Origin of the sequence: Sulfuritalea sp. (assembly GCF_017302275.1) — a bacterium.
Classification (GTDB): Bacteria; Pseudomonadota; Gammaproteobacteria; order Burkholderiales; family Rhodocyclaceae; genus Sulfuritalea.
Genome location: NZ_JAFLDR010000007.1, coordinates 46,670 through 73,530, shown reverse-complemented (window position 1 = coordinate 73,530; position 26,861 = coordinate 46,670). Strand labels below are relative to the sequence as shown.

The following is a 26,861-nucleotide window of genomic DNA, read 5'->3' as shown; positions in this document are numbered from 1 at the left end:
TTGGCAGTTACGGGTGTCAGCTGTCGTCGATGTGGCATAGGCGACCCAGCCGGAACAAGCAGGCATAGGCATTAAAGGGCGTCGTCACCATCGGAATTTTGGTTTTTCAACGCTTCTGGGTTCCAGACTTGGCGCTTAATAAAGCGGCTTAGAAGAGGAACCGCAAAGCAGTAGCCTCCGCGTCTGCTTTTGTACATCAAGCCCTTTTCCGCCAGAGCCTGAAGAATCTGAGTGGCGTGACTAGGTGTGAAGCCTTTTTTCAGCAGAACCCTTGACACCCCGACGATTTCCTGAACAGAGAACTCTTCGTCGCTGTTTTCGAGCGTAGCCACGACCTTCATGAAGTCCTGCTGACGATCGGTGGCTCTTGACCAACGCGGAGAAAAAAAGTCTTGGTCGAGCTTGGCTACGATCGACTGCATGTTCACCGAAGGAACTTCACCGTAGGTCATCTTCGCAATCCATGCATCGAAAACCTCTTTGCAGATGAATTGTATGAAATACGGATACCCGTTCGAGTTCTTGAGAATTCTCTCGATTGTTTCCTTGGAGAAGCGCAGAGTGCTCTTGGTGAGCTCAATCGGCTTAACGATTGCGGCGCGCGCGTCGTCTTGATCGAGCCGATTCAGGTACATCGTGTGGAACATTCGCTCCGAGTAGGTTCTGGCTTCATTAAGTTTCGGGTAAAGCGTTGGGAGGCCCGTAAGCACTAGCATGAAGTTGCACTTGGAGCGATGGCGCTGAAAATACGCGAAGACGTCAAGGAGTATTGACAGCGGATACTCCTTGGCAACCGCATGATCTGAGAGATTCTGTGCTTCGTCGTACGCAAATATCACGCCTCGTACATTGGTTTGTTCAAGCAGTCGCCTTGCCTCCGTCAGTACTGCCTTCAATTTGTCATCAACAAGCCCGGGAGTCTTTTCGTACAGGTTCCAAAAATCGTCAAAGCCGACATTTGTCTCTGTCACTTCGCCCGTTGCCGTAAAACCTGGCTTGTGAATTGTGTTTTTCCTCACAAACATCGGAGCAACCAACGTTGAAAGGTCGACAACGATGCGCCGAGCGATTCGATCCTCAGTGAGGCTCGCCGATTCCGACAGGTCATTTCCAGTCCACAGCCAGTCGCGCCTTTGTGCGATTGGCTTCAACTCCTCCAGTAGTACGGTCTTGCCTACGCCTCGAAGACCGGTGACGATCAGGTTTTGTGCGACGGTCGAATCGAGCACCATCGATTCGAACTGCTGTTGTTCCTTGTCGCGGCCTGCCAGATAAACAGGCTTTTGGCCATTGCCTGGTCGGAACGGATTCGGGGGCGGTGCATTTGCAAGATCAGACATGAATTTAGTGCCATGAAGTGGATAGTATTAATTTAGTGCAGTGTATAAATTTAGTCAAGTTAATAAATTATTCTAAACTGGAGGCTGAATCTAGTTCCGCTTTGGTGATGGGATGGACTCCCCCCTTTTGTTGGCGCACTGTATGCGCGGCTGAAGCTCATTGGTCGTGGGTGTCAGCACCGTGCAACTCCAAGGAGGAATCCAAAATGAATGCTACTACCGTTGCCGTGGATCTTGCAAAAAGCGTTTTCCAGTTGGCCGTCGCGGACGGCGAATGGCGCGTGATCGAATCGCACCGCCTGACCCGCAGCCAGTTCGAGCGCTGGTTCCAGAATCGCGATGTCACGCTGGTCATCATGGAGGCCTGCGGGTCCGCCCATCACTGGGGCCGCTTGCTCAATGGCCTGGGCATCCAGGTCAAGCTGCTGCCAGCCAGCTACGTGCGCGCCTACGTGAAGCGCAACAAGACCGATGCCGCCGATGCGATGGCACTGCTCGAAGCCGCCCGTTGTGCCGAGATCATTCCCGTGCGCGTCAAGTCGGTCGAACAGCAAGCCATGCAGGGATTGCACCGGACCCGCTCGCTGTGGATGGGGGCGCGTACCTCGCGCATCAATGCTCTGAGCGGCTTCTGTCGTGAATTCGGTCTGGCGATACCACAAGGCGCGCGCACCGGCATCGAGGCGATCAGCCGCACCCTGGCCGATCCGCAGACCCCGATTCCGGCCATGATCCACCGTGCCATGAATTTCCTGGTGGAGGAAATCCGCCTGCTGGAATTGCGGATTACCCAACTGGAACGCGAGCTGGCCGAACTGGCAAAACACAGCCCGGCCTGCACGACCCTGTTGTCGATTCCCGGCATCGGCCTCTTGACGGCCACGGCGATGGTGGCTGCCACGGGGGGATCGGTCAGCCACTTCAAGGATGCCCGGCATTTCGCCAGCTGGTTCGGCCTGACGCCGCGCGAGTTCAGTTCCGGCGGCAGCCGGGTCCTGGGTCGGATCTCGAAGAAGGGCGATCGCTATTTGCGCATGCTGCTCACCCACGGGGCGCGTGCGGTGCTGCGCGCGGCTAGCGTGGCGCGCCAAGCGGGCAAAACCCTGGATGGCTTGCGTTCCTGGGGGCTGGCGGTGCAGGCCCGGGCGAACCACAACAAGGCGGCCTGCGCGGTGGCGAACAAGCTGGCGCGCATTTGCTATGCGACCTTGCGCGATGGGGAGCCCTATGCCTCGTCCAAGCGCCTGGCGCACACCTTGAACCGGTCCGAATTCGCCATCGCCGCATAAGGCCCGCACGATGAACCCGACTTGCCCACCGCGTCGTCCGCTCCGCCATAGAAGGGGCTGCGCGGCCGCCGCCGTGGACAAGTCTGCCCTGGCAGTTCCCTTCCCGCGCTTGCTTTGAGATTGATCGCCCATCATGGCTATACGGGTCGCACCCTCACGTCATCAGGCCGATAACCCTGCCGGCAGCTTTACGCCTGCCGCTTGTAGCGATTGGCACCACGTGCGCAGATTCCATGTCGGCACGGACCATTCCGAGTCCACTCCAGATGCCGGATACACGACTGCATGCGCTTCCGCTTGGCCACCACTATCGATCAATCTGCTTGCTTTTCGGGGGAGTCCATATATGTGGGCCGGTTAGGACATTCCGATCCCAATCCCCCCCGAAAAGAGTCCATGCGATCTATGGGTGAATTTTGTGGGCCGTCCCGTCAGCGCCGACAATTGAGCCACGCGTGCCGCACTCAGCGCGCAATCCGCTCCGCGATCCAGGCTTTCAACGATTCGATGTCGTTGGTGAATCCGCCGCAGCGCATCAGGCTGACGCCGAAGACGTAGGCATAGAGCATCAGGCTGCGCGCCCGGGCTTCTTCTTCCTTGATGCCGCGGGCGAGGAACAGCCGGCAGGCGCAGGCCAGGCGTTCCGCGTCGACTTCTTCGACGACGGCCGCGGCCTGCGGATCGCGTCGCGCCCAGTCGCGCACGGCGGCTTCGATGGCGATGCCCTTGCGGTTGCGCGCCGAGGCGTAGACCTCGATGGTATGGAGCAGGGCGGCGGCCTCGCCGCCGGGCTGGGCCTGGGTCTGCTTGCGGATGTCGCGGATGCGGCCGTCCTTCCACAGGTCGAGCACGGCATCCTGCAGGTCGCGGCGGTCCTTGAAATGCCAGTAGAAGCTGCCCTTGGTCACGCCCAGGCGCTTGGCCAGGACTTCCACGCGCAGGCGCTCGGGGCCGTGCTCGGCGAGAATGGCGATTGCGCCCTTGATCCAGGCGTCGCGGTCCAGCGCGGTGCGCGGGGTCTTGGCCGGCTTGTTTTCCATACGGTAGGGTATTGAAATTTGATTTGCTCTGCGGTAGTATCTCATATTCCATACCGTAGCGTATGGGAAATCGCCCGGCGAATAGCCGCTACAATGCATTTTTGAATCAGACATAGATAAGGAGACCCGCTTGAAAATCCTCGTCCCGGTCAAGCGCGTGATTGACTACAACGTCAAGGTTCGCGTCAAGGCAGACGGCACTGGTGTCGATCTGGCGAATGTGAAAATGTCGATGAATCCCTTCGACGAAATCGCCGTGGAAGAGGCGATGCGGCTCAAGGAAGCCGGCAAGGCGACCGAGGTCATCGCCGTCTCCTGCGGCGTCACCGCCTGCCAGGAAACCCTGCGCACCGCGATGGCCATCGGCGCCGACCGCTCGATCCTGGTAGAGACCGACGTCGAACTGCAGCCCTTGGCGGTCGCCAAGCTGCTGGCGGCGGTGGCCAGGAAGGAAGCGCCACAACTGATCATCCTCGGCAAGCAGGCGATCGACGACGACGCCAACCAGACCGGCCAGATGCTGGCCGCGCTGCTGGGCTGGTCGCAGGCCACCTTCGCTTCCAAGGTGGTGATCGATGGTGATAAGGCCACCGTGACGCGCGAAGTCGATGGCGGCCTGGAAACCATAGCGATCAGCCTGCCGGCCATCGTCACGACCGACCTGCGCCTCAACGAGCCGCGCTACGCGACGCTGCCGAACATCATGAAGGCGAAGAAAAAGCCGCTGGAAGTGGTCAAGCCGGCCGACCTCGGTGTGGACGTCGCGCCGCGGCTGGCCACCGTGACCGTCACGGAGCCTCCCAAGCGCAGTGCCGGCATCAAGGTTGCCGACATCGCGCAACTGGTCGACAAACTCAAGAACGAAGCCAAGGTGATCGCATGAGCCTCCTCGTCATAGCAGAACACGACAACGCCAGCCTCAAGGGCGCCACCCTCAATGCCGTCACCGCCGCCGCCAAGATCGGTGGCGAGATTCACATCCTCGTTGCCGGCAATGGCTGCGGCGCCGCGGCCGAGCAGGCGGCGAAAGTCGCCGGCGTCGCCAAGGTGCGCGTCGCCGATGCCGCCCACTATGGCGACCAGACCGCGGAGAACCTCGCCGCGCTGATCGTTGCCAATGCGTCCGGCTACAGCCACATCCTGGCGCCGGCCACCAGCAACGGCAAGAACACCCTGCCGCGCGTGGCGGCCTTGCTCGACGTGGCGCAGATCTCCGAAATCATCAGCGTGGTCGACGCCGATACCTTTGTCCGTCCGATCTATGCCGGCAACGCGCTGGCCACCGTGAAGTCGAGTGATGCGACCAAGGTCATCACGGTGCGCACCACGGGTTTCGATGCCGCGGCGAATTCGGGCGGAAGTGCCACAGTCGAGGCGCTGCCAGCTGGCGCCGATCTGGGCCAGTCGAAACTGCTGGGCCGCGAACTGACCAAGTCGGCGCGACCCGAGCTCGGCGCGGCCAAGATCATCGTCTCGGGCGGGCGCGGCATGGGCAGCGGCGAGAACTACCACAAGGTGCTGGAGCCGCTGGCGGACAAGCTCGGCGCGGCGATGGGCGCATCGCGCGCGGCGGTGGATGCCGGCTTCGTGCCCAACGACTACCAGGTCGGCCAGACCGGCAAGATCGTCGCGCCGCAGCTCTACATCGCCATCGGCATTTCGGGCGCGATCCAGCACCTGGCCGGCATGAAGGATTCCAAGGTGATCGTGGCGATCAACAAGGATGCGGACGCGCCGATCTTCCAGGTGGCGGATTACGGCCTGGTCGCCGACTTGTTCACCGTGGTGCCGGAACTGGTCGCTGCGCTCTGAGGTGTCAGTCGCATGAACTTCCCCGACGCCCTGTTTCCGCAAGCCTGGGCGCTCGGGGCCTGGTTTCCGCTGGTGGTCGTTTGGCTGTGGTGCATCGCCACCGCGCCCTGGCGCCGTCTGGCCGATTCGGGCCAGCTCAATGTCTGGCTCGGCACCGTGGTGTTGCTGGTCCTGGCCTGGAGCATGAAGGCCGGCGTCCAGCCGGGCCTCAACCTGCACCTGCTGGGCGCGACGATGTTCACGCTGATGTTCGGCCGCCAGCTGGCCATCATCGGCCTCTCGCTGGTGCTGGCGGGCGTCACACTCAACGGCGAACTGCTGGGGCGCGCAGGCTGGCTGGCCTACGGCCTGAATGCGCTGGTACTGGCGGTGTTCCCGGTGCTGCTGGCCGATGCGATCCGGCGCGGAGTCCGGCGCTGGCTGCCCGGCAATTTCTTCGTGTTCGTCTTCGTCACGGCCTTTTTCGGCGCCGCGGCGACCGTGATGGCAACCGGCCTGCTCGCCAGCGCAATGCTGTGGCTCGCTGCCGTGTATCCGGCGCCGACTTTGCTAGGCGATTACCTGCCCTACTATTTCCTGCTCGGCTTTGCCGAAGCCTGGCTCAACGGCGCCCTGATCACGCTGATGGTGGTCTATGCCCCGCACTGGGTCGGCAGCTTCGACGACCGCCACTATCTTTCTCATTGATGCTGGCGGCTCCGGCAAGTCATCCATCATGATGAAATTTCCCACCACCGCTGGGCTCCAAGCTGGCAAATGGGCCCGCCCCTCCCATCCTCCCCTCGCGGGGAGGCTATCAATCGGCTCGCTGCGCTCGAACCAAACAGGGTGCGCTGGCGATCAATTGCAGTTTACTGATACTGGAGCAAGCCCATGAGTTCCTACGTCGCCCCGCTGAAGGACATGATGTTCGTGCTGACCGAACTGGCCGGCCTGGACAAGGTCGCCGCCTTGCCAGGTTACGAGGAAGCCACCACCGACGTGGTGGAAGCCATCCTCGACGAATCGGCCAAGTTCACCGGTGGTGTGCTGGCGCCGCTCAACTACAGCGGCGACCAGGAGGGCGCGAAGTGGGCCGACAAGGCGGTCACCATGCCCAAGGGATTCAAGGAAGCCTATGCCCAGTTCGTCGACAACGGCTGGAACGCGCTGGGCGGCAATCCCGAACATGGCGGCCAGGGCCTGCCCAAGGTGGTCTCGGCAGCGGTACAGGAAATGTGGAAGTCATCCAACATGTCCTTCTCGCTGTGCCCGCTGTTGACGCTTGGCGCCATCGAGGCGCTGGAACTGGCCGGCACGGATGCGCAGAAAGCCATGTACCTGCCCAACATGATCTCGGGCAAGTGGACCGGCACCATGAACATCACCGAGCCGCAGGCCGGCTCCGACCTCGCCGCGATCCGCTCGCGCGCCGAGCCGCAGGGCGACGGCACGTACCGCATCTTCGGCAACAAGATCTTCATCACCTACGGCGACCACGACATGGCGGAGAACACCATCCACCTGGTGCTGGCCCGCACGCCGGGCGCGCCGGAAGGCGTCAAGGGCATTTCGCTGTTCGTGGTGCCCAAGTTCATGGTGAATGCCGATGGCTCCCTGGGTGCACGCAATGACGCCTACTGCGTTTCGATCGAACACAAGCTCGGCATCCACGCCAGCCCGACCTGCGTCATGGTCCACGGCGACAACGGCGGCGCCGTCGGCACGCTGGTGGGCAAGGAGAACGAAGGCCTCAAGTACATGTTCGTCATGATGAACGCGGCGCGTTTCGCGGTCGGCCTGGAAGGCCTCGCCATCACCGAGCGCGCCTACCAGCACGCGGTGGCCTATGCCCGCGACCGGGTGCAGGGCCGCGCCATCGAGGGCTCGGCGAGTGGCGTGGCCATCATCAAGCACCCGGACATCCGCCGCATGCTGATGCTGATGCGCTCGAATGCCGAAGCCATGCGCGCGCTGGCCTACTCGGTCGCTGCCGCCCACGACGCCGCCGCGCGCCATCCCGATGCCGCGGAGCGGGCGCACAACCAGGCCTACGTCGATCTGATGATTCCGGTGGTCAAGGGCTGGAGTACCGAGAGCGGCAACGAACTTTCCTATCTTGGCGTGCAGGTGCATGGCGGCATGGGTTTCGTCGAGGAGACCGGCGCCGCCCAGTTCATGCGCGACGCCCGCATCACCACGATCTACGAAGGCACCACCGGCATCCAGGCCAATGACCTGATGGGACGCAAGATCGCGCGCGAAGGCGGTGCCACCGTCAAGGCGGTGATCGGCATGATGCAACAGACGCGCGGCCTGCTGGCACAGCAACCGGGCGCGCAATTCGTCGCGATCGGCACTGCACTGGAGCGCGGCATCGCGGCACTCTCGCAGGCGGCGGACTACGTCGTCGCCAACTACGGCAAGGACGTGCGTGCGGTGGCGGCCGGGGCGGTGCCCTTCCTGCGCCTGATGGGCGTGGTTTCCGGAGGCTGGATGATGGCCCGCGCCGCACTCGTGGCTCAGGCGAAGATCGCCGGCGGCGACGCCGATCCGTTCTTTCCGGCAAAGATTGCCACGGCACATTTCTACGCGGACCACGTGATGGCAGCGGCGGCCGGCCTCGCTTCGCAAGTGGTGCAGGGCGGCGCCAGCGCGCTGGCGCTGGACGAGGCGATGTTCTGAGCATTGCCGCCGAAAAAAGGAACGGGAAGCGGCGGCTTCCCGTTTTTTTTGCCGTCTCGCCAGCGCCGACTCTTGGTTACGGCCGTTGCGCTTGACGTCGATAGAGCCGGCGAGCCTCCACCGAGCCTTCGTATTTATGCTATCCCGCCGCCAGCCGCCCCAGCCGCCTTATCCCGTCCTCCAGCGTTCCGCTCCAGGGCTGGCCGCAAGCCAGGCGCAGGCAGTTGCGGTATAGGCCGCCGGCGGAAAACATCTCGCCCGGCACGAAGGCGATGCCTTCCTTCGCGGCGTGGGCGTGCAGCGCCGTGCAATCCACCCCGGGCGGCAGTTCCAGCCACAGGACGAAGCCGCCCTGCGGATCGCTGATCCGGGTTTCCGCCGGGAAGTGGCGCGCCACCGCGTCGCGCGTGCGTGCGACCTGCTCGGCGAAGCGCCGCCGCAGCGTGCGCAGATGCACGTCGAAGCCGCGCGAATCCATCAGTCCGGCGATCACGTGCTGGGTCAGCGCATTGGTCTTGCCGGAGGTCAAGGTCTTCTGCAGCACGATGTCCGCCGCGCGCCGCCCGGCGGCGACGAAGCCGACGCGCAGGCCTGGGCTGACGGTCTTCGAGAACGAGGTGCACAGCATGGTGTTGCCGCTCGTGTCGAAGGCGTGGATCGGCCGCGGTCGCGCGCCGGTGAAGCAGATGTCGCCGTAGATGTCGTCCTCGATCAGCGCGACGTTGCGCGCCGCCAGCAGCGTCGCCAGCTGCTGCTTGGCCGCATCCGGCATCACGCTGCCCAGCGGGTTGCCGCCGTTGGGGATCAGCAGGCAGGCACTGACACCGTCTTCTGCCGCGGGCTTCCGCGTCGCCAGTTCAAGGGCCTCCACCGAGACACCCGTTACCGGGTGGGTGGGAATCTCCAGCGCGCGCAGGCCCATGGCTTCCAGCAACTGCAGCATCACGTAATAGGTCGGCGATTCCACCGCCACCGTGTCGCCGGGTTTGGTCACGGCGCGCAGGCAGAGCATCATTGCTTCGGTGCAGGAGTTGGTCGCCACCAGTTCTTCGTCCGCGAGCGGGCAGCCCCATTCCAGCGCGCGCCGCGTGATCGAACGCAGCAGGGGCGCTTCGGAAAGGCCGCTGTGGCTGCTGCTCGCCAGCAGTTGCGGCTGGCGGCGGGCAATGCTGGCGTAGAGTCGGCTTAGGCGCGGCGCCAGCAGCAACTCGGGCGCCGGCAGGGCCGACCCGAGGCGCACCATTCCCGGCGCATCGTTGGCGCGCAGCACCTGCACCAGGCGACGGCTGACTCCAACCTCCACCGGCGCAGGCGCTGGCGCTCCGGCCAGCGTCGTCGCATCGGCAATGCGCGCCGGCCGTCGGCGCACGTAATAGCCTGACTGCGGCCGCGCCTCGACCATGCCGCGACTTTCCAGCGTGCGCAACGCCTGCACCACGGTCGAGATCGACAGCGAGCGCTGCTTTGCCAGATGGCGCACGGAGGGCAGGCGGTCGCCCGGCCGGATCTGGCCGTTGCCGATCAGGGTGGCGAATTCGTTGGCGAGGTTTTCGTAAAGCATCGTGGCGGGATTGTGACGCCGGCAGCGGCGGGATGACCCGCACAGTAGCGCGCATTATCGATCAGTACAGTGGCAGAGAACCGGAACTGTCACGGTTACAAATTCATTGTCGTGCATCTGTACCGGATGCCTGGCACTGCCTAGCATGGCCACATCCGCCACGGAGAACGCCATGCCCACCCGCGAAACCCTGCTGCTGCAACCCGACCGGCCGCTACGACTCCATGCCGTGCGGCAATGGGAACTGCATGTCGAAGCCGGCATCGTCTGGATCACATCCGGCGCCGCGGCTGACCTGTTCCTCGTGGCAGGCGATAGCTATCGCCTGCCGTGCGCAGGGGTGGTACTGGTCGAGGCGGTGAGGGGACCGGCGGTGGTGCGGCTGGAATCTGAACAGCGGTCGCGGGTTTCGGCGCTGGTCGAAAGTCTGCGAAAAATGCTGCCGAAAGGCCTGGCGACACCCTGATTCGCCGTCCCGCCAGCGCCGACTTTTCGCGGTGACTACATCTGCGTGTAGATCGGACCTTCGCCGCCCTGCGGCACCACCCAGTTGATGTTCTGCGTCGGATCCTTGATGTCGCAGGTTTTGCAGTGCACACAATTCTGGGCATTGATCTGCAGGCGAGGGTTGCTGCCATCCTCGGCGCGCACGATCTCATAAACGCCCGCCGGGCAGTAGCGCTGCTCGGGCGCGTCATAGAGCGCCAGATTGGTGGCGATCGGCACCGCCCCGTCCTTCAACTGCAAGTGGCAGGGCTGGTCTTCCTCGTGGTTGGTGTTCGACAGGAAGACCGAGGAGAGCCGGTCGAAGGTCAGCACCCCGTCGGGTTTGTCGTAGGCAATTGGCTCGCATTCGGCGGCGGGTTTCAGCTTCAGGTGGTCGGCCGTGTTGTGCAGGGTCCACGGCGCCTTGCCGCGCAAGAGCACCTGGTCGATGCCGAACATCAGCGTGCCGGTCCACAGGCCCTTGGCCATCCAGGGCTTGAAGTTCCTCGCGGTATGGAGTTCTTCGTAGAGCCAGGAGGCACGGAAGGCTTCCGGATATTCGGCCAGCGTATCGTTGGCACGACCGCCGGCAAGTGCCGCGGCGGCGGCTTCTGCGGCCAGCATGCCGCTCTTGATCGCGGCATGGCTACCCTTGATGCGCGAGGCGACCAGCATGCCGGCATCGTCGCCGATCAGGGCGCCGCCGGGGAAGTCGAGCTTGGGCAGGGACTGCAGGCCGCCGGCGGCAAGCGCACGGGCGCCGTAGGCCAGCCGCTTGCCGCCCTTGAACAGCGGGGCGATCTGCGGGTGGGTCTTCACGCGCTGCATTTCCTCGAAGGGCGACAGATGCGGGTTCTTGTAGCCGAGGCCGGTTACCAGGCCGACCGAGACCAGGTTCTCGCCGTAGTGGTAGATGAAGCCGCCACCATAGGTGTCGGACTTCATCGGCCAGCCGAAGGTGTGCATCACCAGGCCCTTTTCGAAGTGCTCGGGATCGACTTCCCAGAGTTCCTTGACGCCCAGGGCATAGGTTTGCGGATCGGAATCGGCGCGCAGATTGAACTTCGCCTCGACCTGCTTGCCCAGATGCCCGCGGCAGCCTTCGGCGAACAGGGTGTACTTGGCCAGGAGTTCCATGCCGGGCTGGTGGTTGGGGCCGGGCTCTCCCTCGCGGGTGAGGCCCATGTCGCCGGTGGCGACGCCTCGTACGGCGCCCTGGTCGTCGTAAAGCACTTCCGCGCCGGCAAAGCCGGGATAGACCTCGACGCCTAGCGCCTCGGCCTGGGCGCCGAGCCAGCGGCAGAGCTGGCCCAGGCTGATGATGTAGTTGCCGTGGTTCGCAAAGCAGCCGGGCAGGAGCATCACCGGCAGATCGACGAAGCCGTGCCGGGTAAGGAAGGCGAAGCGGTCGCGGGTCACCGCCGTGTCGAGTGGCGCGCCCTGCGCCTGCCAGTCGGGAATCAGCTCCGTGATCGCGCGCGGGTCCATGACGGCGCCCGACAGGATGTGGGCGCCGATTTCGGAACCCTTCTCGATCAGGCAGACGTTGATTCCGGGATCGATTTGCTTGAGCCGTATCGCGGCAGAGAGTCCGGCGGGACCGCCACCGACGACGACGACATCGAACTCCATGGATTCGCGCTGCATGCTGACCTCGATCGATTGATTTGATCGCACGATTATAATCTTGAACTCTTCTATAACACTCAGGACTTGCCGCTCATGGAGCACCATCGCAAGCTCGCCTACAGCAACCGGATGCCGATACGCTGGGGCGACCAGGACGCCATGGGGCATGTGAACAACACCGTCTATTTCCGTTACATGGAACAGACCCGCATCGAATGGCTGGAGAGCTTCGGCTTCGATACCGCTGTGACGCAGACCGAAGGCCCGGTAATCGTCAATGCCAGTTGCACCTTCGTGGTTCCCTTCACCTATCCCGGCATCATCGACTGCCGCATGTTCGTCGGCCATCCCGGACGCAGCAGCGTGCCGACCTATTACGAGATGCGCCTGGTCGGCGAGGAGAAGATTTATGCCGAAGGCGCGGCCAAGCTGGTGTGGATCAATCCCGCCAGCGGCAAGTCCATCCCGCTGCCCGACGCCATGCGGGCCAGCTGCCTGTAACCTTTCCGGAAACGTCGCCATGACCAATGTCACCATGCCGCTTTGGCAGCCCTCGAAACAGCGCGTCGCCGCCAGCCGACTCACCGCATTCGCCAAGGCGGCCGAAAAGCGCTGGAATCGCCGTCTCGCCAGCGCCGACTATGCCACCCTGCATGCCTGGTCGATAGTCCATCCGGAGGAATTGTGGACATCGGTCTGGGAGTTCGGCGATGTGATTGGCGACATGGGCAACGCGGTGCTTGTCGATGGCGAGAAGATGCCCGGTGCCAGGTGGTTTCCCCAGGCCCGGCTGAATTTTGCCGAGAATCTGCTGTGCCGGCCGGGCAATGCCGAGGCAATGGTGTTCTGGGGCGAGGACAAGGTTAAGGGCCGGGTCAGTCGCGCCGAACTTCATCGGGCCGTGGCTCAGACCGCCGCAGCTCTGCGCGCCATGGGCGTGGTCAAGGGCGACCGGGTCGCCGCCTATCTGCCCAACATTCCGGCAACCGTGGTCTTCATGCTGGCGGCGGCCTCGATCGGTGCCATCTTTTCCTCGGCATCGCCGGATTTCGGCGTTCAGGGCGTGGTCGACCGCTTTGGCCAGATCGAACCCAAGCTGCTCGTCGCCTGTGATGGCTACTGGTACAACGGCAAGCTGATCGATTGCCTCGGCAAGCTGCGCGAAATCGCGGCGCGCCTGCCCTCGCTCGAGCGCGTCGTGGTGGTGCCCTATGCCGGGGGCACCGGGGATGGCGAGGGTATGGCCGGTATCCGCAAGGGCGTGACGCTCGCGGCGTTTCTCGCGCCCTTCCTTGCGCAGCACAAGGTGAAATTCGAGCGCCTGCCCTTTGACCACCCGCTTTACATCATGTATTCCTCGGGCACCACCGGCGTGCCAAAATGCATCGTGCATTGCGCGGGCGGGGCGCTGTTGCAGCACCTCAAGGAGCACCAGTTGCAAGGCGACGTGAAGCCGGGCGACCGGCTGTTCTATTTCACCACCTGCGGCTGGATGATGTGGAACTGGCTGGCGACGGGCCTTGCTTCCGGCGCCACCCTGCTGCTGTACGACGGGTCGCCCTTCCTCGGACGCGGCGGCATCCTCTTCGATTACGCCGATGCCGAAGGCATGACCCACTTCGGCACCTCCGCCAAGTTCATCGACGCCATCGCCAAGATCGACTTGCAACCCCGCCGCACGCACGACCTTTCCGCGCTGCGGACGATGTTCTCGACGGGCAGTCCGCTGGTGCCCGAAGGCTTCGATTATGTGTACGCCAATGTCAAGGCGGATCTCCAACTGGCTTCGATTTCCGGCGGCACGGACATCATTTCCTGCTTTGTCGGCGGCAACCCGATCGGCCCCGTGTATCGCGGCGAGATTCAGTGCGCCGGACTGGGCATGGCGGTGGATGTCTTCGACGACGCGGGGAGGCCGGTGCGTGGCGAAAAGGGCGAACTGGTGTGTACCCGAAGCTTCCCGGTGATGCCCATCGGCTTCTGGAATGACGACGATGGCGCCAAGTACCGGGCCGCCTACTTCGACCGGTTTGACCGGGTCTGGTGCCACGGTGACTTCGCCGAGATCACTGCGCACGGCGGCTTCATCATCCACGGTCGTTCGGACGCCACCTTGAACCCCGGCGGCGTGCGCATCGGAACCGCCGAGATCTATCGCCAGGTGGAGAAGCTGGCCGAGGTGGTCGAGTCCATCGTCATCGGCCAGGACTGGCCGCCAGGCAATGCCGGCGACGTGCGCGTGGTGCTGTTCGTCAAGCTGCGCGAGGAACTGAACCTTGACGAGGTGCTGGAAAAGCGCATCAAACAGGTGATCCGCGACAACGCCACGCCGCGCCACGTGCCGGCGAAAATCCTCCAGGTCGCCGACATCCCGCGCACCAAAAGCGGCAAGATCGTCGAACTCGCCGTGCGCAACGTCGTACACGGGCTGCCGGTGAAGAACGTTGAGGCGCTGGCCAATGCCGAGGCGCTGGATTATTTTCGGGGTCGGACGGAGCTCGCCGGGTAAGAGTCGGCGCTGGTCATACGGCGAGCTTGCCACCCGAAGCCCGCCTTGCCGGTTCATCGTGTCGCGGTGCGCCTCGCGAGCAGGTGCTGGTGCGCGGCCGCATCGCGGGTCCTGCCCATATAATCGCGGTTCAAGGCTGGCGGGTGAAGTTAGTTCGCGTGCGTTGGCTATAAAACAATGGGAGGAATGTTGTGACAAGGGCATGGTTGTTTGCGGCGCTGTTGGCGGTGTTATCTACTCAGGGATATGCCGATGAGCGACGGCTCGGCCGTATTCTTGCCGCGAAGCAACTGAGGGTATGCGTTTGGCCCGACTACTACGGGATTTCATTTCGGAATCCGAAAACACAAACGCTGTCAGGCATCGATATCGACATGGCCGAGGCACTCGCCAGCGATCTGGGCGTGGCGGTGCGATTTATCGATAGCTCCTTTGCGCGGCTGATCGAGGACCTGACCGGCGACAAATGTGACGTCGCCATGTTTGCCATCGGGATCAATCCGCAGCGGCTCGAAAAACTTCGTTTCACGCGGCCGCATCTGGCTAGCGACATCTATGCGATAACGACGCGCAGCAACCGTCGCATCCAGTCCTGGAACGATATAGACCAGCCGGGCAGCCTCGTGGTCGTGGCGAAAGGAACCCTGCATGAACCCGTGATGCGGCAGAAACTCAAAGCGGCCGAATTGCTCGTGGTCGAGACCCCCCATGCACGCGAGCAGGAGGTGCAATCCGGGCGAGCGGATGCTTTCATGACGGATTATCCGTTCAGCCGGCGCATGCTCGAAACCACGGATTGGGCGCGGCTGATCGCGCCCAACAGCACTTACCACGTCACGCCTTACGCCTACGCCATGCAACGGGGTGACGACACATGGCACGCCCGCATGGAGCGGTTCGTGGCGGATACAAAAAAGGATGGCCGCCTGCTGGCCGCGGCGAAACGCCACAAGCTCGATCCGATAGTCGTTCTCGACTAGCCGACGGTCCACGATGTCCTCCTTGGCGGCGCGCGATGTGATTCAACCGGCACGCCAGCGCTATCTCTCCTTGCTGTTCATCCTGCAGGCGTTGCTGGCCGTAGTCGTGGTGGCCGGCACCCTGTCGGGGCTGCGTGACATGCGCGAAGAGGTGCTGAAAGGGCATCTGCGGCAGGCATCCCTGCAAGTACGCGGTTTCGAGGATCATGTGTCGCAAAATCTTTTCCTGGTCGATCTGATGTTGACCAACCTGCCGGAATTGCTCGCCGACCCACGACTCGGCAACGCGAAGAATCACGGCGGCCTTCTGCAAAGCATCCAGCGCCAGATGCCCGCTTTGCGCTCCCTTTCCATCGCCGGCGCCGATGGCCGCATATTGGCAAGTTCGTCGGCCGGAAATGTCGGGGTGCAGGTGGATTTGTCTGCCTATCTGCCGCTGGTTGCCGACGAGGGAAGGGGCGTGACGCGCTTTGGGGTCCCGCGCGAAGGGCGGGATTTTTCTTCCAGCAGGGTGACCTCTCCGGCGAAACCAGTCGGCGCGCGCGCCAGTTATTTTCTGCCGGCGGTGCGGCATCTGCCCGGTTCCCCCGGATTGATGGCCATCGCGGCCATCAATCCGGACTATTTCCTGAATCACATTGGCCGACACGTCGATTCCGGCCTGCGGCATTTCATGCTCTTCGACTATCAAGGCGTTTTGACGCTGTCGACTTTGGATGGTCAGCATGTGGGCAGCCGGATCGACGATGAAAAGTTGCTCAATCAGGCGCGCGATCTGGAGATCGGCGAAATTCCGGATGATGATGTTCGTGGCAGGCCTGCCCTGACCGTCTATCGGGCTTTGCGTAGCCATCCATTCCTCGTGGTGGCGCATGTCGATCGCGAGACGGCCCTGGTTCAATGGAAGCAGGAGGCGGCTGCACGCCTTCTGTTGGTGGGATTCGCGCTCGTGGCCACGTTGCTGATCACCGGCCTGCTCACCTTCCGTCTGCGCGCGCACTTCGTTCGCGAAGCCGGCTTGCTGGAGGCGCAACGCCTGGCGGCAAGCGTCTTCGCCCATAGTCATGACGGCATTCTGGTGACCGACGCGAGAAAGCGGACTCTTGCCGTTAATCCTTCATTCACCGCCATTACGGGTTACGCCGAGGCGGATATCCTCGGCGAAACGCCGCGCTTTCTGTCCTCGGGGCGACATTCGGGGGATTTCTTTGCCGACATGTGGCGGAAGATCGACTCGACCGGCGTTTGGCAGGGGGAAGTTATTAACCGGCGCAAGGATGGCAGCGAATTGATGGAGTGGCTCACGATATCGAGCATTCGCGATGCCGCTGGAAGCGTGTCCAACTATGTCGGTGTCTTCGAAGATACCACGGCGTTGCGCGACCGTGAGCGCACCATTCGCCAACTGTCGATGGCGGTCGAGCAAAGTCCCAGCAGCATCGTCATCACAACGCTGGAACCCGCCATCGTCTATGTCAATTCGCACTTCACCACCGCCACGGGCTTCCTGCCCGAGGAGGTCATTGGGCAAAACCCGCGGATATTGCAATCGAAGCTCACGCCGAACGAGACCTTCGTTGCCTTGTGGGCATCCTTGGCAGCCGGAGAAAGCTGGGAGGGTGAGTTCGTCAATCGCCGCAAGGATGGCAGCATCTATTACGAGTACGCCACAGTGGCGCCGATCAAGGACGAATTCGGCGAAATTGCCAATTACGTCGCAATCAAGCATGACATCACGGAGCAGAAGCGGCTTGAAAGCGAACTGCGGCAGGCCAGGGAGGTTGCAGAGTCCGCCAATCTCGCCAAGAGCCGCTTCCTCGCAACCATGAGCCATGAGATCCGCACGCCACTCAACGGCGTCCTCGGCATGGCGCAGTTGCTTCTCATGCCGGGCTTGAAGGAAGGCCAATGCCACGAGTACGCCCGGGTCATTCTCAACTCGGGTCAGACGCTGCTGACCTTGCTGAATGACATCCTCGATCTGTCAAAAATTGAAGCGGGCAAGGTTGAGCTCCAGATCGCGGTCGTTCATCCGGAGCAACTGATTCGCGAGACCGCGACCCTGTTCGGCGAGGTCTCGCGATCCAAGGGGCTGAACCTGGAAGCGGTCTGGCAGGGTTCTCACGATGTTCGCTGCCGCGCGGACCCCATTCGCCTGCGGCAGATGTTATCGAATCTCGTCAGCAATGCCATCAAGTTCACTGTCGAGGGATTCGTCCGCGTCGAAGGTCGGGAGGTGGAAACGACCGAGGGTGAGATCGTGCTGGAGTTCTCCGTTACCGACAGCGGCATCGGCATCCCGGAGTACAAGCAGTCCGCGCTGTTCACGGCATTCTCCCAGGTCGATTCCTCCTCCACCAGGGAGTACGGCGGCAGCGGACTGGGTTTGTCCATCGTGCGCAGCCTTGCCCTGCTGATGTGCGGTGAGGTTGGCGTCAGGAGCGAACCCGACAAAGGCAGCCACTTCTGGTTCCGCATCCGGGCGCAGCGGGTCGCGGATGCCGACGATAGCAGGCACGTGGCGCGGGAACCCACGGGATCCGCAGTCTCGACCCAGCCGCCGCGATTTGTCCTGGTGGTAGAGGATAACGCCACCAACCGGCTGGTTATTGAAGCCATGCTCACTAGCCTAGGGATACGTTTCGAGAGCGTCGAAAATGGTCAGGAGGCTGTTGACCGTGTCATGGCGGGAAATCGGCCCGACCTGGTACTGATGGATTGCCAGATGCCGATTCTGGATGGATACGGGGCGACGAAGCAGATTCGAGCCTGGGAACAGAAGAACGGCATGGCGCGCTTGCCGATCATCGCCCTGACGGCAAGCGCCTACGAGGAAGACAGGTTGGCTTGCCTCGCCGCCGGGATGGATGACTTCCTGACGAAACCCGTTAACCTGAAGAGTCTGGCCGCCACGCTGGACAATTGGAGCAAGGTCGCGGCCGGTTGACGGCACTGAATTTGGTCCGGCGAAGGGCATATGCGCGTGACGGCGGCGAGGCTGCCGCTGGCAAAGCCGAGGCTCTCCTTCCCGACTTTGCCCGGACGGCATCATGATGGCGACGAAGACCAATTCACCGCGAGTAGCATTTCGCAAGCACATTCTCCGCCGACAGACTCGTTCGCCTCGATCGCATATGGAATCTCGGGATGCGGTCGACTGAGGGCATCTGCTAGGGTTATTGGGGTATCGCGCTGGATTCCACAAGCTCCCAGCCAGCCGTGTCGGCGAGCGCCAGCACGCGCGCGAGCCAGGGCAGGCAGTGCTCCAGCGCATTTTTCAAGGTCCACGGCGGATTGACGATGAACATCGCGCTGCCGTTCATGCCGTGGCCCTTGGTCGCCGGACCGCACACATTGAGGCTGGCATACAGCCAATCCACGGGGAGCTTCTTGAGCTTCTCCGGCAGTCCGCGAGATTCGATGCTGGGCAGGAAGGGCAGCCAGACCAGATAAGTTCCGGTGGCAAAACGTTTCAGGCCGTCCTCGAGTGCCGCGACGACGCGTGGGTAATCGCTCTTGATCTCGTAGGAGGGATCGATCAGCACCAGGCCGCGACGCGAGGGCGGCGGCAGGGTGGCCTTCATGGCTTCGAAGCCATCGGCCTGCTCGACCATGACGCGGCGACCGCCATCCTTGAACTCACGCCGCAGCAGGGCGAAATCGGTGGAATGCAGTTCGCAGAAGCGCAGCGTATCGATCTCGCGTGCGAAATGGCCGGCCAGCCAGGGCGAACCCGGATAGCGGCGCAGCTTCAAGCCTCTGTTGCAGGCCTGCAGTGCATCCATGTAAGGCTTCATCGGCGCCGGCAGGTCGACGCGGTTCCACAGGCGGGCGATGCCGTCGATGTATTCGCCGGTCTTTCTCGCTTCGTCGGAATCGATCGCATAGAGCCCGGCCCCGGCGTGGGTGTCGAGCAGCAGCCAGGACTTGTCCTTGGCATTCATATGCTGCAGGCACAGCGTCAGCACCAGGTGTTTGAGGATGTCGGCATGGTTGCCGGCATGGAAGGCGTGGCGATAGCTGAGCATGGCTGCGCGATAGAATCCTGATGTATGGATGATACGCAGGGAATCCGGGTTTCCAAACTTCTCGCCGAGCGCGGCCTGTGCTCGCGCCGCGAGGCGGATGGCTACATCGAGCGCGGCCTGGTCTTCGTCGATGGCCGGCGGGTGTCGCAGTTGGGTACGCGCGCGGCGCCCGACGCGGTGATCACGCTGGCACCCGAGGCGCGCGCGACGCAGGCGCGGCAGGCGACGATCCTGCTGCACAAGCCGATCGGCTACGTCTCCGGCCAGGCCGAGGACGGCCACCAGCCGGCGGCGAGCCTGGTTACGGCGAAAACCCAGGTGGCGGGCGACCGGCAGCGTTTCCAGCTTGCGCACATGAAGGGGCTGGCACCGGCCGGAAGGCTGGACATCGATTCCACCGGACTGCTGGTCCTGACCCAGGACGGCCGCGTGGCGCGCCAGTTGATCGGCGACGATTCGAAGGTGGAAAAGGAGTACCTGGTTCGGGTCGAAGGCGCGCTCGACATGCCCAGCCTGGCGCTGCTCAACCACGGCCTCGAGCTCGACGGCAAGAAGTTGCGGCCGGCCAAGGTGGCCTGGGCCAATTCCGACCAGTTGAGCTTCGTGCTTACCGAAGGCCGCAAGCGCCAGATCCGCCGCATGTGCGAACTGGTCGGCCTGCGCGTCACCGGGCTCAAGCGGGTGCGCATCGGTCGTGTGCGCCTGGGCGACCTGCCGCTCGGCCAGTGGCGTTTCCTGCGCGAGGGGGAAGTCTTTTGACCGCGCTTGACTCCGGGCGCCAGCCTGCGCAGGATGTCGCGATGGACACCCCGAGGCAACTGCCGCAGACGCTACAATCGGCCAGCGTATCGCGCGCATGGCGCTGGTTGGGGGCTGCCGGTCTGCTGGCGGCGGGTGTCATCCTCGGGCTGGCCTTCGCCGCCTATGGCGGCGCGGATTTGCTGCTCAATTTCAGCAACCTGCGCTACTGCGGCTGACAGGGCCTTACGGCCTTGATTTCCGTCGAGAAAAGCCTTGCCGAAGAGCGGCGGGCCTCGTATAATCGCGCGTTCCCTTGCTCCACCCGTTACGCATGCGGGGGGGCTGTAACCAACCCACAAGGAGATTGCATGCGCCATTACGAAGTCGTATTTATCGTCCACCCGGACCAGTCGGAGCAGGTTCCGGCGATGATCGAGCGTTACAAGACGCTGGTCACCGCGCGTTCCGGCACCATCCATCGCCTCGAAGACTGGGGGCGTCGCCAGATGGCCTACCCGATCCAGAAGGTGCACAAGGCGCACTACGTGCTCATGAACATCGAGTGCGACGGTGAGACCCTGGCGGAACTCGAGCATGCCTTCAAGTTCAACGACGCGGTACTGCGCCATCTGACCGTGAAAACCCGCAAGGCGGTGGTGACTCCTTCCCCGATGATGAAGGAAGAGAAGTCGCGCTCGCTGACCCAGGGTGACGCCAAGGTGGAGGCTCCGGCTGCTGCCGTTGCCGCCTGAGGACAAGCCGAGCAACCTGACGCGGTTGTCGGGTCGTTTGCTTGAGCGCGGCGCCTTGCGCCGCACCCCCGCCGGAATACCGGTTCTCGAGTTTCTCCTCGCACACGTCTCGACCCAGGTCGAAGCGGATGTGGAACGGAAGGTGGAATGCGAGATGGCCTGTGTGGCCATGGGCCGGCCGGCCCAGGTGCTGCTGGCAGCCAAACCGGGCGACAGGGTCAGACTGGCAGGCTTTCTGGCCGCCAGGAGTCTCAAGCGACGCAGTCCGATACTGCATGTGAATACAGTCGAATTCGTGGAAGGAACTGAAAATGGCATTCAAGCCCAAGAGCAAGACCGGAGTTAAGCGCAAGGACGACAAGGGCCGCAGCCTGTTCAAGCGCCGCAAGTTCTGCCGCTTCACCGCGGAAAAGATCGAAGAGATCGATTACAAGGACGTCGAGATCCTCAAGGATTTCATCGCTGAAAACGCCAAGATCATGCCGGCGCGCATCACCGGCACCAAGACCGGCTACCAGCGCCAGTTGTCGACCGCCATCAAGCGTGCGCGTTTCCTGGCGCTGCTGCCCTATACCGATCTGCACCAGTAAGCGAGGACGAAACCATGCAAATCATTCTGATGGAAAAAGTGGTGAACCTCGGCGGCCTCGGCGACGTGGTCAAGGTCAAGGACGGCTATGCCCGCAACTTCCTGATCCCGCAGGGCAAGGCCAAGCGCGCGACGGAAGCCAACCGCAAGATCTTCGAGGAAAAGCGCGCCGAACTCGAACGTATCCATGGCGAAGCGGTTGCCGCCGCCCAGGCCGATGCCGCCAAGCTGGAAGGTCTGCTGCTGCAGATCACGCGCAAGACCGGCGTCGATGGCCGCCTGTTCGGTTCCGTGTCGGCCCATGACATCGCCGAGGCGCTCGCCGCCCAGGGCTTCAAGGTCGAGAAGTCCGCGGTCCGCCTGCCGGAAGGCCCGCTCAAGGCCATTGGCGACTCGCCGGTGCAGATCGCCCTGCACACCGACGTGGTGACGACGGTGACGGTATCGGTACTCGGCGAGCAGTAAGCCGGAGCACTTTCAAACCTGAACGGGCCGCCGACCACAAGTCGGCGGCCCGTTTTTCTTGCACTGCGGGAAAACCATGCACTGCATTTACACAGCTTGCCCACAAGATTTCCACAGCTTGTGCACTTATCATCCGACGCCCCGGCGGGTAGACTCTCCGCTTCATTTCGGAGACGGCAATGGCCCAGGTACGTGCCTTCAACCCCCCCCAGCCGGTCGATTCCCAAGTCGCCGCACTCAAGCTTCCACCCCATTCCATTGAAGCCGAGCAGTCGCTGATCGGCGGACTGCTGATCGACAACGCGGCATGGGACCGCATTGGCGACGTGGTGCGCGAGACCGACTTCTATCGCGACGACCACCGACGGATCTTTCGCCACATCGGCAAGCTGATCCAGATGGGCCGACCGGCCGACGTGGTGACCGTGTATGAATCCATCGAGCAATCGAACGAAGTCGACCAGACCGGCGGTCTCGGTTACCTCGGCGAGATCGCCAACGCGACGCCGTCGGCAGCCAACATCCGCCGCTATGCCGAGATCGTCCGCGAACGCGCCATCCTGCGTCAACTGGTCACGGTCGGCGACGAGATCGCCGGCAACGCGCTGAATCCGGCAGGACGCGACGTCAAGCAACTGCTCGACGATGCCGAGCAGCGCATCTTCCAGATCGCGGAAGCAGGCAATCGCAGCAACAACGGCTTCGTCGCGATCCAGCCCCTGCTCGGCGAAGTCGTCGAGCGCATGGAAACCCTGCTCGCGCGCGAAAGCCAGTCCGACATCACCGGCGTCGCCACCGGCTTCGCCGATCTCGATCGCATGACTTCCGGTTTGCAGGCAGGCGACATGATCGTCGTTGCCGGCCGGCCGTCGATGGGCAAGACCGCGTTCGCCCTTAACATCGCGGAGCACGTCGGAGTGGAACTGCGCCTGCCGGTGGCGATCTTCAGCTTGGAAATGTCCGGGCCGCAACTGGCCACCCGCTTCCTTTCATCGGTGGGCCGCATCGACCAGAGCAAGCTGCGCACCGGGCGCCTCACCGACGACGAATGGGACAGGATGACCGTGGCGCTGGGCAAGCTGCACGAGGCGCCGATCCATATCGACGAGACCGGGGCCATCAATTCGACCGACCTGCGTGCCCGCGCGCGGCGCCTGCACCGGCAGTTCGGCAAGCTCGGCCTGATCATCATCGATTACCTGCAACTGATGAGTTCCAATCGCGTGGGCGAGAACCGCGCCACGGAAATTTCCGAGATCTCGCGCTCGATCAAGGCGCTGGCGAAGGAGTTGCAGGTACCGATCATTGCCCTGTCGCAGCTTTCGCGCAAGGTCGAGGAGCGCACCGACAAGCGGCCCCTGATGAGCGACCTGCGCGAATCCGGCGCCATCGAGCAGGATGCCGACATCATCATGATGATGTACCGCGAGGAGTACTACAAGCCCGACACCCAGGACAAGGGTACGGCCGAAGCCATCATCGGCAAGCACCGCAACGGCCCGGTGGGCACCGTGCGCCTGACCTTCCTCGGCGAATACACCAAGTTCGAGAATTTCGCTTCAGGCTCGTCTTATAGGGCCTGAAGTGAAATTCTTAGTGAAGGCTAACATCGCATCGCGATGTTAAGCGACCACCGGGAGCGGCCGGAACTAAAATTCGATGCTCAGGCTCGTCTTATAGGGCCTGACGTGAAATTCTTAGTGAAGGCTAACATCGCATCGCGATGTCAAGCGACCACCGGGAGCGGCCGGAACTAAAATTCGATGCTCAGGCTCGTCTTATAGGGCCTGACGCGAGATATGCAGGGCCCGCTTCAGTCTGCCAGAGTTTGATGGCGGACTGAAGTCCTCCCTGCGGTCCACCCAACGGAACCTGGCTACAGCACTTCCGCCGCGTGTTCCGCCAGGCGCGAGCGTTCGCCGCGCTGCAGCGTGACATGGCCCGAATGTCCCCAGCCCTTGAAGCGATCCACGACGTAGGTCAGGCCCGAACTGCCTTCGGTGAGGTAGGGTGTGTCGATCTGGGCGATGTTGCCCAGGCAGACCACCTTGGTGCCGGGGCCGGCACGAGTGATCAGGGTCTTCATCTGCTTCGGGGTCAGGTTCTGCGCCTCGTCGATGATGAGGAACTTGTTCATGAAGGTGCGCCCGCGCATGAAGTTGAGCGACTTGATCTTGATCCGGCTGCGGATCAGGTCCATGGTCGCCGCGCGACCCCAGTCGCCGCCATAGCCACCCGCGGTGCCACCGGGGCCGCCGCCCGGCGACTCCGCGGGCTTGTTGAGCACGTCGAGGTTGTCTTCCAATGCGCCCATCCACGGCGTCATCTTTTCTTCTTCCGTGCCGGGCAGGAAACCGATGTCCTCGCCGACCGGAACCGTGACGCGGGTGATGATGATCTCGGCGAAGAGCTTGGTCTCCATGGTCTGCGTCAGGGCGGCGGCCAGCGTCAACAGGGTCTTGCCGGTGCCGGCCTGGCCCAGTAGCGTGACGAAGTCGATTTCCGGATTCATCAGCAGGTTCAGCGCGAAGTTCTGCTCGCGATTGCGCGCGGTGATGCCCCATACCGCGTTCTTGGCATGGCTGTAGTCGATCAGGGTTTCAAGTTCCGCCGTCTTGCCAGCGCCGACTTTCACCCATGCCTGCAGTGGTTGCGGGCCTTCCTGCCAAACGAATTCATTGACCAGCAATTCCGGGCAGAGCGGACCCTTGATGCGGTAATAGGTGCGGCTCTCCTTCTTCCAGGATTCGAGGCCCTTGCCATGGGTATCCCAGAAGTCCGCTGGCAGTTCTCGCGTGCCGGTATAGAGGAGGTCGGTGTCTTCGAGGACCTTGTCGTTGAAGTAGTCCTGCGCTTCCAGGCCCAGCGCGCGGGCCTTGATGCGCATGTTGATGTCCTTGGACACCAGGATGACCGGGCGCCCGGGAAACTTCTGGCCCAGGTGCATGACGACGCCGATGATCTGGTTGTCGGCCTTGGCGGTCGGCAGCGAACTGGGGAGGATGCCATTGATGGCTTCGGTCTGGAAGAAGAGGTGGCCGGTCGCCAGTTCGCGCGACGGTTCGGTCAAGGCGATACCCTGCGCCATGTTGTGTTCCGCACCGCTGACGATCTCGTCGAGCAGGCGGCTGCTCTGACGCGCATTGCGCGCGACTTCGGACATGCCTTTCTTGTTGGCGTCAAGTTCTTCCAGCGTCATCATCGGTACGTAGATGTCGTGCTCCTCGAAGCGGAACAGGCTCAGCGGATCGTGCATCAGGACGTTGGTGTCGAGCACGAAGAGCTTGGTGACCGTATTTCCTGCGGGCTTGGTGCGCTTGGCGTTCATGGAAGCCTCGGTGCTGGGGAGGGGCTGGGTCAAGATAACCAGCCGCCTTGTTGCGTAAGGGGCAGGGCAGGGCCGGAATACCGTCCCTGTTTGCGTTACAGCCTGCGTACGGCGTCGAGCACCGCGGCGGCGTTGCCATCCGCCTTCGTCGCGCGCCATTCCCGGCGCAGGATGCCGTCGGCGTCGATCAGGAAGGTGCTGCGCTCGATGCCGAGCACCTTCTTGCCGTAGAGCATCTTGTTCTTCACCACATCGAACATCCGGCAGAGCACGCCCTCGATGTCGGAAATCAGTTCGAAGGGCAGCCCGAGCTTCGCCTTGAAGCTTTCATGGGATTTCAGCGAGTCGCGCGAGACCCCAATCACCACGCAGCCGGCCTTGGCGAACTCGGCGTGCAAATCGCGAAATTGCTGCGCCTGCGTGGTGCAGCCCGGCGTGTTGTCCTTGGGATAGAAGTACAGCACCAGCGGCTTGCCAAGAAAGGCGGACAAGGTGAACTCGCCGCCGGTGGCGGGGACGCTGAAATCAGGAACACGCAGGCCGATGGCTGACGGGGGGGCGGGGTTGGCGGTGAATATCTCGGTCATGCAGCTTCCTTCCAGGTTGACAGAAACTCCTCGCCCTGCAGCATCAGGCATCCGCTGCGGCCGGGGATTTCGCCCCGGACGACTTCGTGGCGAGGCAGCAGCGCCGGGTCGAGCGTGTCGCGCATGCCGCCCAGCGATACCATTTCATAGCCCTGCTCGCGCCAGCCGGTCAGCAGGCGTTCGAGGGTATCGCCGAAGTTGAGTCCTTCCAGTTCGGCATGCAGCGTAAAGACGTGGTCCTGCGTGGCCGGCTGCGTGAGCCGCAACAGGTGCAGGTGCACGTTGTCGGCCGTCAAGTCGTCGGTGCCGACCAGTTCGTCGAGCGTCGGCAGGGTGGTGGGCAGTTGCGGACAGGCGACGATCTCGCCGTTCCACACGGGGATAAAGGGATGGGTGCCGCGGCAGTCGGAGGCCCAGCGGTAGCCCAGTCGTTGCGTCAGGCGCAGCGCATGGATGTTCATCTGCCAGCCGGCGGCGCCGTGCCCCGGCGCTTCGCCGCCGAAAATCTCGACATAACGCTGCTGCGCGCGGCGCATCTGGTCTTCGGTCCACGTAGCGCCGGCGGTGCCGACGCCGTCCTGCCACTTGACGTGGTCCCAGCAGTGGATCGCCGCTTCGAAGCCGGCGTCGCGCGTGGCACGAAGGATGTCGGCGCCGCGGCGGCCGATGTCCGGGCCGGGCAACAGGGTGCCGTACATCAGGGTCTTGACGCCGTAATGCGAGACCACCGAGGTGCGTTTCACTTTTTTCAGGAAACCTGGGCGGAAGGCGCGCGTGATGGCGCGTCCGGTGTGGTCGGGCCCGAGCGAGAAAAGGAAGCTAGCGTCGGCCCGGTGCCGCCGCAGGATCTCGACCAGCCGCGGCACGCCCTGCAGGGTGCCGCGCCAGGTATCGACGTCGATTTTCAGCGCGAGCTTCATGCTGCCCTCGACGGGCCGCCCCTAGGGGGCAGCCGCCCCCCCGTGGTGGGGGTTCTGGCGGGGTTTCGCAAAGCACGGCATTGCGCCGCCGAAACGGGCGATCCGTGCAAGGCGAGCCCTCCGCGAGCAATGCGAGCGTGG

The 26,861-nt window shown here is 63.1% G+C and carries 25 protein-coding genes; 17 read left to right on the top strand and 8 right to left on the bottom strand.

The window, feature by feature from the left end; translation table 11 throughout:
• Positions 1 to 71: 71 nt before the first annotated feature.
• The gene (locus tag J0M27_RS05615) at positions 72 to 1,340 is read right to left on the bottom strand and encodes an ATP-binding protein (RefSeq protein WP_294988299.1); all 1,269 of its coding nucleotides are present in this window, start codon (positions 1,338 to 1,340) and stop codon (positions 72 to 74) included.
• A 206-nt stretch (positions 1,341 to 1,546) separates the two neighbouring features.
• On the opposite strand from J0M27_RS05615, the gene J0M27_RS05610 reads away from it, so the two are divergent.
• Complete coding sequence (locus J0M27_RS05610; protein WP_294988296.1) at positions 1,547 to 2,629, top strand: IS110 family transposase; 1,083 nt, start codon at positions 1,547 to 1,549, stop codon at positions 2,627 to 2,629.
• A gap of 464 nt (positions 2,630 to 3,093) precedes the next feature.
• Here J0M27_RS05610 and J0M27_RS05605 read toward each other — a convergent pair whose 3' ends face one another.
• Complete coding sequence (locus J0M27_RS05605) at positions 3,094 to 3,669, bottom strand: TetR/AcrR family transcriptional regulator (protein ID WP_294988293.1); 576 nt, start codon at positions 3,667 to 3,669, stop codon at positions 3,094 to 3,096.
• A gap of 130 nt (positions 3,670 to 3,799) precedes the next feature.
• Here J0M27_RS05605 and J0M27_RS05600 point away from each other — a divergent pair, with 130 nt between their 5' ends.
• From J0M27_RS05600 to J0M27_RS05585, 4 genes are all read left to right on the top strand, one after another.
• On the top strand, positions 3,800 to 4,552 hold the full coding sequence (locus J0M27_RS05600) for an electron transfer flavoprotein subunit beta/FixA family protein (protein ID WP_294988291.1): 753 nt from the start codon (positions 3,800 to 3,802) through the stop codon (positions 4,550 to 4,552).
• On the top strand, positions 4,549 to 5,481 hold the full coding sequence (locus tag J0M27_RS05595) for an FAD-binding protein (protein WP_294988288.1): 933 nt from the start codon (positions 4,549 to 4,551) through the stop codon (positions 5,479 to 5,481). The genes J0M27_RS05600 and J0M27_RS05595 overlap by 4 nt, the downstream gene beginning before the upstream one ends.
• A 12-nt stretch (positions 5,482 to 5,493) precedes the next feature.
• Entirely contained in the window at positions 5,494 to 6,168 is a 675-nt protein-coding gene (locus J0M27_RS05590) for an energy-coupling factor ABC transporter permease (protein ID WP_294988285.1), read from the top strand.
• Positions 6,169 to 6,354: 186 nt separating this feature from the next.
• The gene (locus J0M27_RS05585) at positions 6,355 to 8,145 is read left to right on the top strand and encodes an acyl-CoA dehydrogenase (RefSeq protein WP_294988281.1); all 1,791 of its coding nucleotides are present in this window, start codon (positions 6,355 to 6,357) and stop codon (positions 8,143 to 8,145) included.
• A 139-nt stretch (positions 8,146 to 8,284) separates the two neighbouring features.
• Here J0M27_RS05585 and J0M27_RS05580 read toward each other — a convergent pair whose 3' ends face one another.
• Positions 8,285 to 9,706, bottom strand: coding sequence for a PLP-dependent aminotransferase family protein (locus tag J0M27_RS05580; protein ID WP_294988278.1), 1,422 nt, complete (start codon positions 9,704 to 9,706; stop codon positions 8,285 to 8,287).
• A gap of 172 nt (positions 9,707 to 9,878) precedes the next feature.
• Between J0M27_RS05580 and J0M27_RS05575 the strand changes: the two genes are divergently transcribed.
• A complete protein-coding gene (locus J0M27_RS05575) occupies positions 9,879 to 10,172 on the top strand; it encodes a DUF2917 domain-containing protein (protein WP_294988275.1) in 294 nt (97 codons plus the stop codon).
• A 35-nt stretch (positions 10,173 to 10,207) separates the two neighbouring features.
• Here the strand turns inward: J0M27_RS05575 and J0M27_RS05570 are convergent, their stop codons facing one another.
• A complete protein-coding gene (locus tag J0M27_RS05570; RefSeq protein ID WP_294988273.1) occupies positions 10,208 to 11,839 on the bottom strand; it encodes an electron transfer flavoprotein-ubiquinone oxidoreductase in 1,632 nt (543 codons plus the stop codon).
• A 75-nt stretch (positions 11,840 to 11,914) separates the two neighbouring features.
• Between J0M27_RS05570 and J0M27_RS05565 the strand changes: the two genes are divergently transcribed.
• The 4 genes from J0M27_RS05565 to J0M27_RS05550 all read left to right on the top strand — a co-directional run bounded on the left by J0M27_RS05565 (position 11,915) and on the right by J0M27_RS05550 (position 18,257).
• Positions 11,915 to 12,322 (top strand): thioesterase family protein, encoded by a 408-nt coding sequence (locus J0M27_RS05565; RefSeq protein ID WP_294988271.1) that lies wholly within the window; start codon positions 11,915 to 11,917, stop codon positions 12,320 to 12,322.
• Positions 12,323 to 12,341: 19 nt separating this feature from the next.
• Positions 12,342 to 14,330 (top strand): acetoacetate--CoA ligase, encoded by a 1,989-nt coding sequence (locus J0M27_RS05560; protein WP_294988269.1) that lies wholly within the window; start codon positions 12,342 to 12,344, stop codon positions 14,328 to 14,330.
• A 206-nt stretch (positions 14,331 to 14,536) separates the two neighbouring features.
• Positions 14,537 to 15,310, top strand: a complete 774-nt coding sequence (locus J0M27_RS05555) for an ABC transporter substrate-binding protein (RefSeq protein WP_294988268.1) — start codon at positions 14,537 to 14,539, stop codon at positions 15,308 to 15,310.
• A 22-nt stretch (positions 15,311 to 15,332) separates the two neighbouring features.
• Positions 15,333 to 18,257: a PAS domain S-box protein gene (locus tag J0M27_RS05550; protein ID WP_294988266.1), complete on the top strand. Its 2,925-nt coding sequence runs from the start codon at positions 15,333 to 15,335 to the stop codon at positions 18,255 to 18,257.
• Between the two features lie 229 nt (positions 18,258 to 18,486).
• On the opposite strand, the gene rlmJ is transcribed toward J0M27_RS05550, so the two are convergent.
• A complete protein-coding gene (gene rlmJ / locus J0M27_RS05545) occupies positions 18,487 to 19,338 on the bottom strand; it encodes a 23S rRNA (adenine(2030)-N(6))-methyltransferase RlmJ (protein WP_294988263.1) in 852 nt (283 codons plus the stop codon).
• A gap of 24 nt (positions 19,339 to 19,362) precedes the next feature.
• Here rlmJ and J0M27_RS05540 point away from each other — a divergent pair, with 24 nt between their 5' ends.
• The 7 genes from J0M27_RS05540 to dnaB all read left to right on the top strand — a co-directional run bounded on the left by J0M27_RS05540 (position 19,363) and on the right by dnaB (position 23,468).
• The gene (locus tag J0M27_RS05540; RefSeq protein WP_294988261.1) at positions 19,363 to 20,097 is read left to right on the top strand and encodes a pseudouridine synthase; all 735 of its coding nucleotides are present in this window, start codon (positions 19,363 to 19,365) and stop codon (positions 20,095 to 20,097) included.
• 41 nt (positions 20,098 to 20,138) lie between these two features.
• Positions 20,139 to 20,315 carry a hypothetical protein gene (locus tag J0M27_RS05535; RefSeq protein ID WP_294988259.1) on the top strand — a complete coding sequence of 59 codons (177 nt, stop codon included), beginning with the start codon at positions 20,139 to 20,141 and terminating at the stop codon, positions 20,313 to 20,315.
• A 132-nt stretch (positions 20,316 to 20,447) separates the two neighbouring features.
• Complete coding sequence (gene rpsF / locus J0M27_RS05530; RefSeq protein ID WP_294988257.1) at positions 20,448 to 20,831, top strand: 30S ribosomal protein S6; 384 nt, start codon at positions 20,448 to 20,450, stop codon at positions 20,829 to 20,831.
• Entirely contained in the window at positions 20,788 to 21,177 is a 390-nt protein-coding gene (priB, locus tag J0M27_RS05525; RefSeq protein WP_294988255.1) for a primosomal replication protein N, read from the top strand. The genes rpsF and priB overlap by 44 nt, the downstream gene beginning before the upstream one ends.
• Entirely contained in the window at positions 21,143 to 21,421 is a 279-nt protein-coding gene (rpsR, locus tag J0M27_RS05520; RefSeq protein ID WP_294988253.1) for a 30S ribosomal protein S18, read from the top strand. Before priB ends, rpsR begins: the two co-directional genes overlap by 35 nt.
• 14 nt (positions 21,422 to 21,435) lie before the next feature.
• The gene (gene rplI / locus J0M27_RS05515; protein WP_294988251.1) at positions 21,436 to 21,885 is read left to right on the top strand and encodes a 50S ribosomal protein L9; all 450 of its coding nucleotides are present in this window, start codon (positions 21,436 to 21,438) and stop codon (positions 21,883 to 21,885) included.
• Between the two features lie 179 nt (positions 21,886 to 22,064).
• Positions 22,065 to 23,468 carry a replicative DNA helicase gene (dnaB, locus tag J0M27_RS05510; RefSeq protein ID WP_294988250.1) on the top strand — a complete coding sequence of 468 codons (1,404 nt, stop codon included), beginning with the start codon at positions 22,065 to 22,067 and terminating at the stop codon, positions 23,466 to 23,468.
• A gap of 293 nt (positions 23,469 to 23,761) precedes the next feature.
• On the opposite strand, the gene J0M27_RS05505 is transcribed toward dnaB, so the two are convergent.
• The 3 genes from J0M27_RS05505 to J0M27_RS05495 form a co-directional block, all read right to left on the bottom strand.
• On the bottom strand, positions 23,762 to 25,213 hold the full coding sequence (locus J0M27_RS05505) for a PhoH family protein (protein WP_294988248.1): 1,452 nt from the start codon (positions 25,211 to 25,213) through the stop codon (positions 23,762 to 23,764).
• Positions 25,214 to 25,308: 95 nt separating this feature from the next.
• A complete protein-coding gene (locus J0M27_RS05500) occupies positions 25,309 to 25,800 on the bottom strand; it encodes a peroxiredoxin (RefSeq protein ID WP_294988246.1) in 492 nt (163 codons plus the stop codon).
• Positions 25,797 to 26,720 carry a polysaccharide deacetylase family protein gene (locus J0M27_RS05495; protein ID WP_294988244.1) on the bottom strand — a complete coding sequence of 308 codons (924 nt, stop codon included), beginning with the start codon at positions 26,718 to 26,720 and terminating at the stop codon, positions 25,797 to 25,799. The genes J0M27_RS05500 and J0M27_RS05495 overlap by 4 nt, the downstream gene beginning before the upstream one ends.
• Positions 26,721 to 26,861 lie beyond the last annotated feature (141 nt).

What these genes read in the sequence shown, in the direction of transcription:
- J0M27_RS05615 (WP_294988299.1), bottom strand. Translation starts at nt 1,340, where the DNA reads ATGTCTGATCTTGCAAATGCACCGCCCCCGAATCCGTTCCGACCAGGC.
- J0M27_RS05610 (WP_294988296.1), top strand. Translation starts at nt 1,547, where the DNA reads ATGAATGCTACTACCGTTGCCGTGGATCTTGCAAAAAGCGTTTTCCAG.
- J0M27_RS05605 (WP_294988293.1), bottom strand. Translation starts at nt 3,669, where the DNA reads ATGGAAAACAAGCCGGCCAAGACCCCGCGCACCGCGCTGGACCGCGAC.
- J0M27_RS05595 (WP_294988288.1), top strand. Translation starts at nt 4,549, where the DNA reads ATGAGCCTCCTCGTCATAGCAGAACACGACAACGCCAGCCTCAAGGGC.
- J0M27_RS05590 (WP_294988285.1), top strand. Translation starts at nt 5,494, where the DNA reads ATGAACTTCCCCGACGCCCTGTTTCCGCAAGCCTGGGCGCTCGGGGCC.
- J0M27_RS05585 (WP_294988281.1), top strand. Translation starts at nt 6,355, where the DNA reads ATGAGTTCCTACGTCGCCCCGCTGAAGGACATGATGTTCGTGCTGACC.
- J0M27_RS05580 (WP_294988278.1), bottom strand. Translation starts at nt 9,706, where the DNA reads ATGCTTTACGAAAACCTCGCCAACGAATTCGCCACCCTGATCGGCAAC.
- J0M27_RS05575 (WP_294988275.1), top strand. Translation starts at nt 9,879, where the DNA reads ATGCCCACCCGCGAAACCCTGCTGCTGCAACCCGACCGGCCGCTACGA.
- J0M27_RS05570 (WP_294988273.1), bottom strand. Translation starts at nt 11,839, where the DNA reads ATGCAGCGCGAATCCATGGAGTTCGATGTCGTCGTCGTCGGTGGCGGT.
- J0M27_RS05565 (WP_294988271.1), top strand. Translation starts at nt 11,915, where the DNA reads ATGGAGCACCATCGCAAGCTCGCCTACAGCAACCGGATGCCGATACGC.
- J0M27_RS05560 (WP_294988269.1), top strand. Translation starts at nt 12,342, where the DNA reads ATGACCAATGTCACCATGCCGCTTTGGCAGCCCTCGAAACAGCGCGTC.
- rlmJ (WP_294988263.1), bottom strand. Translation starts at nt 19,338, where the DNA reads ATGCTCAGCTATCGCCACGCCTTCCATGCCGGCAACCATGCCGACATC.
- J0M27_RS05540 (WP_294988261.1), top strand. Translation starts at nt 19,363, where the DNA reads ATGGATGATACGCAGGGAATCCGGGTTTCCAAACTTCTCGCCGAGCGC.
- J0M27_RS05535 (WP_294988259.1), top strand. Translation starts at nt 20,139, where the DNA reads ATGGACACCCCGAGGCAACTGCCGCAGACGCTACAATCGGCCAGCGTA.
- rpsF (WP_294988257.1), top strand. Translation starts at nt 20,448, where the DNA reads ATGCGCCATTACGAAGTCGTATTTATCGTCCACCCGGACCAGTCGGAG.
- rpsR (WP_294988253.1), top strand. Translation starts at nt 21,143, where the DNA reads ATGGCATTCAAGCCCAAGAGCAAGACCGGAGTTAAGCGCAAGGACGAC.
- rplI (WP_294988251.1), top strand. Translation starts at nt 21,436, where the DNA reads ATGCAAATCATTCTGATGGAAAAAGTGGTGAACCTCGGCGGCCTCGGC.
- dnaB (WP_294988250.1), top strand. Translation starts at nt 22,065, where the DNA reads ATGGCCCAGGTACGTGCCTTCAACCCCCCCCAGCCGGTCGATTCCCAA.
- J0M27_RS05505 (WP_294988248.1), bottom strand. Translation starts at nt 25,213, where the DNA reads ATGAACGCCAAGCGCACCAAGCCCGCAGGAAATACGGTCACCAAGCTC.
- J0M27_RS05500 (WP_294988246.1), bottom strand. Translation starts at nt 25,800, where the DNA reads ATGACCGAGATATTCACCGCCAACCCCGCCCCCCCGTCAGCCATCGGC.
- J0M27_RS05495 (WP_294988244.1), bottom strand. Translation starts at nt 26,720, where the DNA reads ATGAAGCTCGCGCTGAAAATCGACGTCGATACCTGGCGCGGCACCCTG.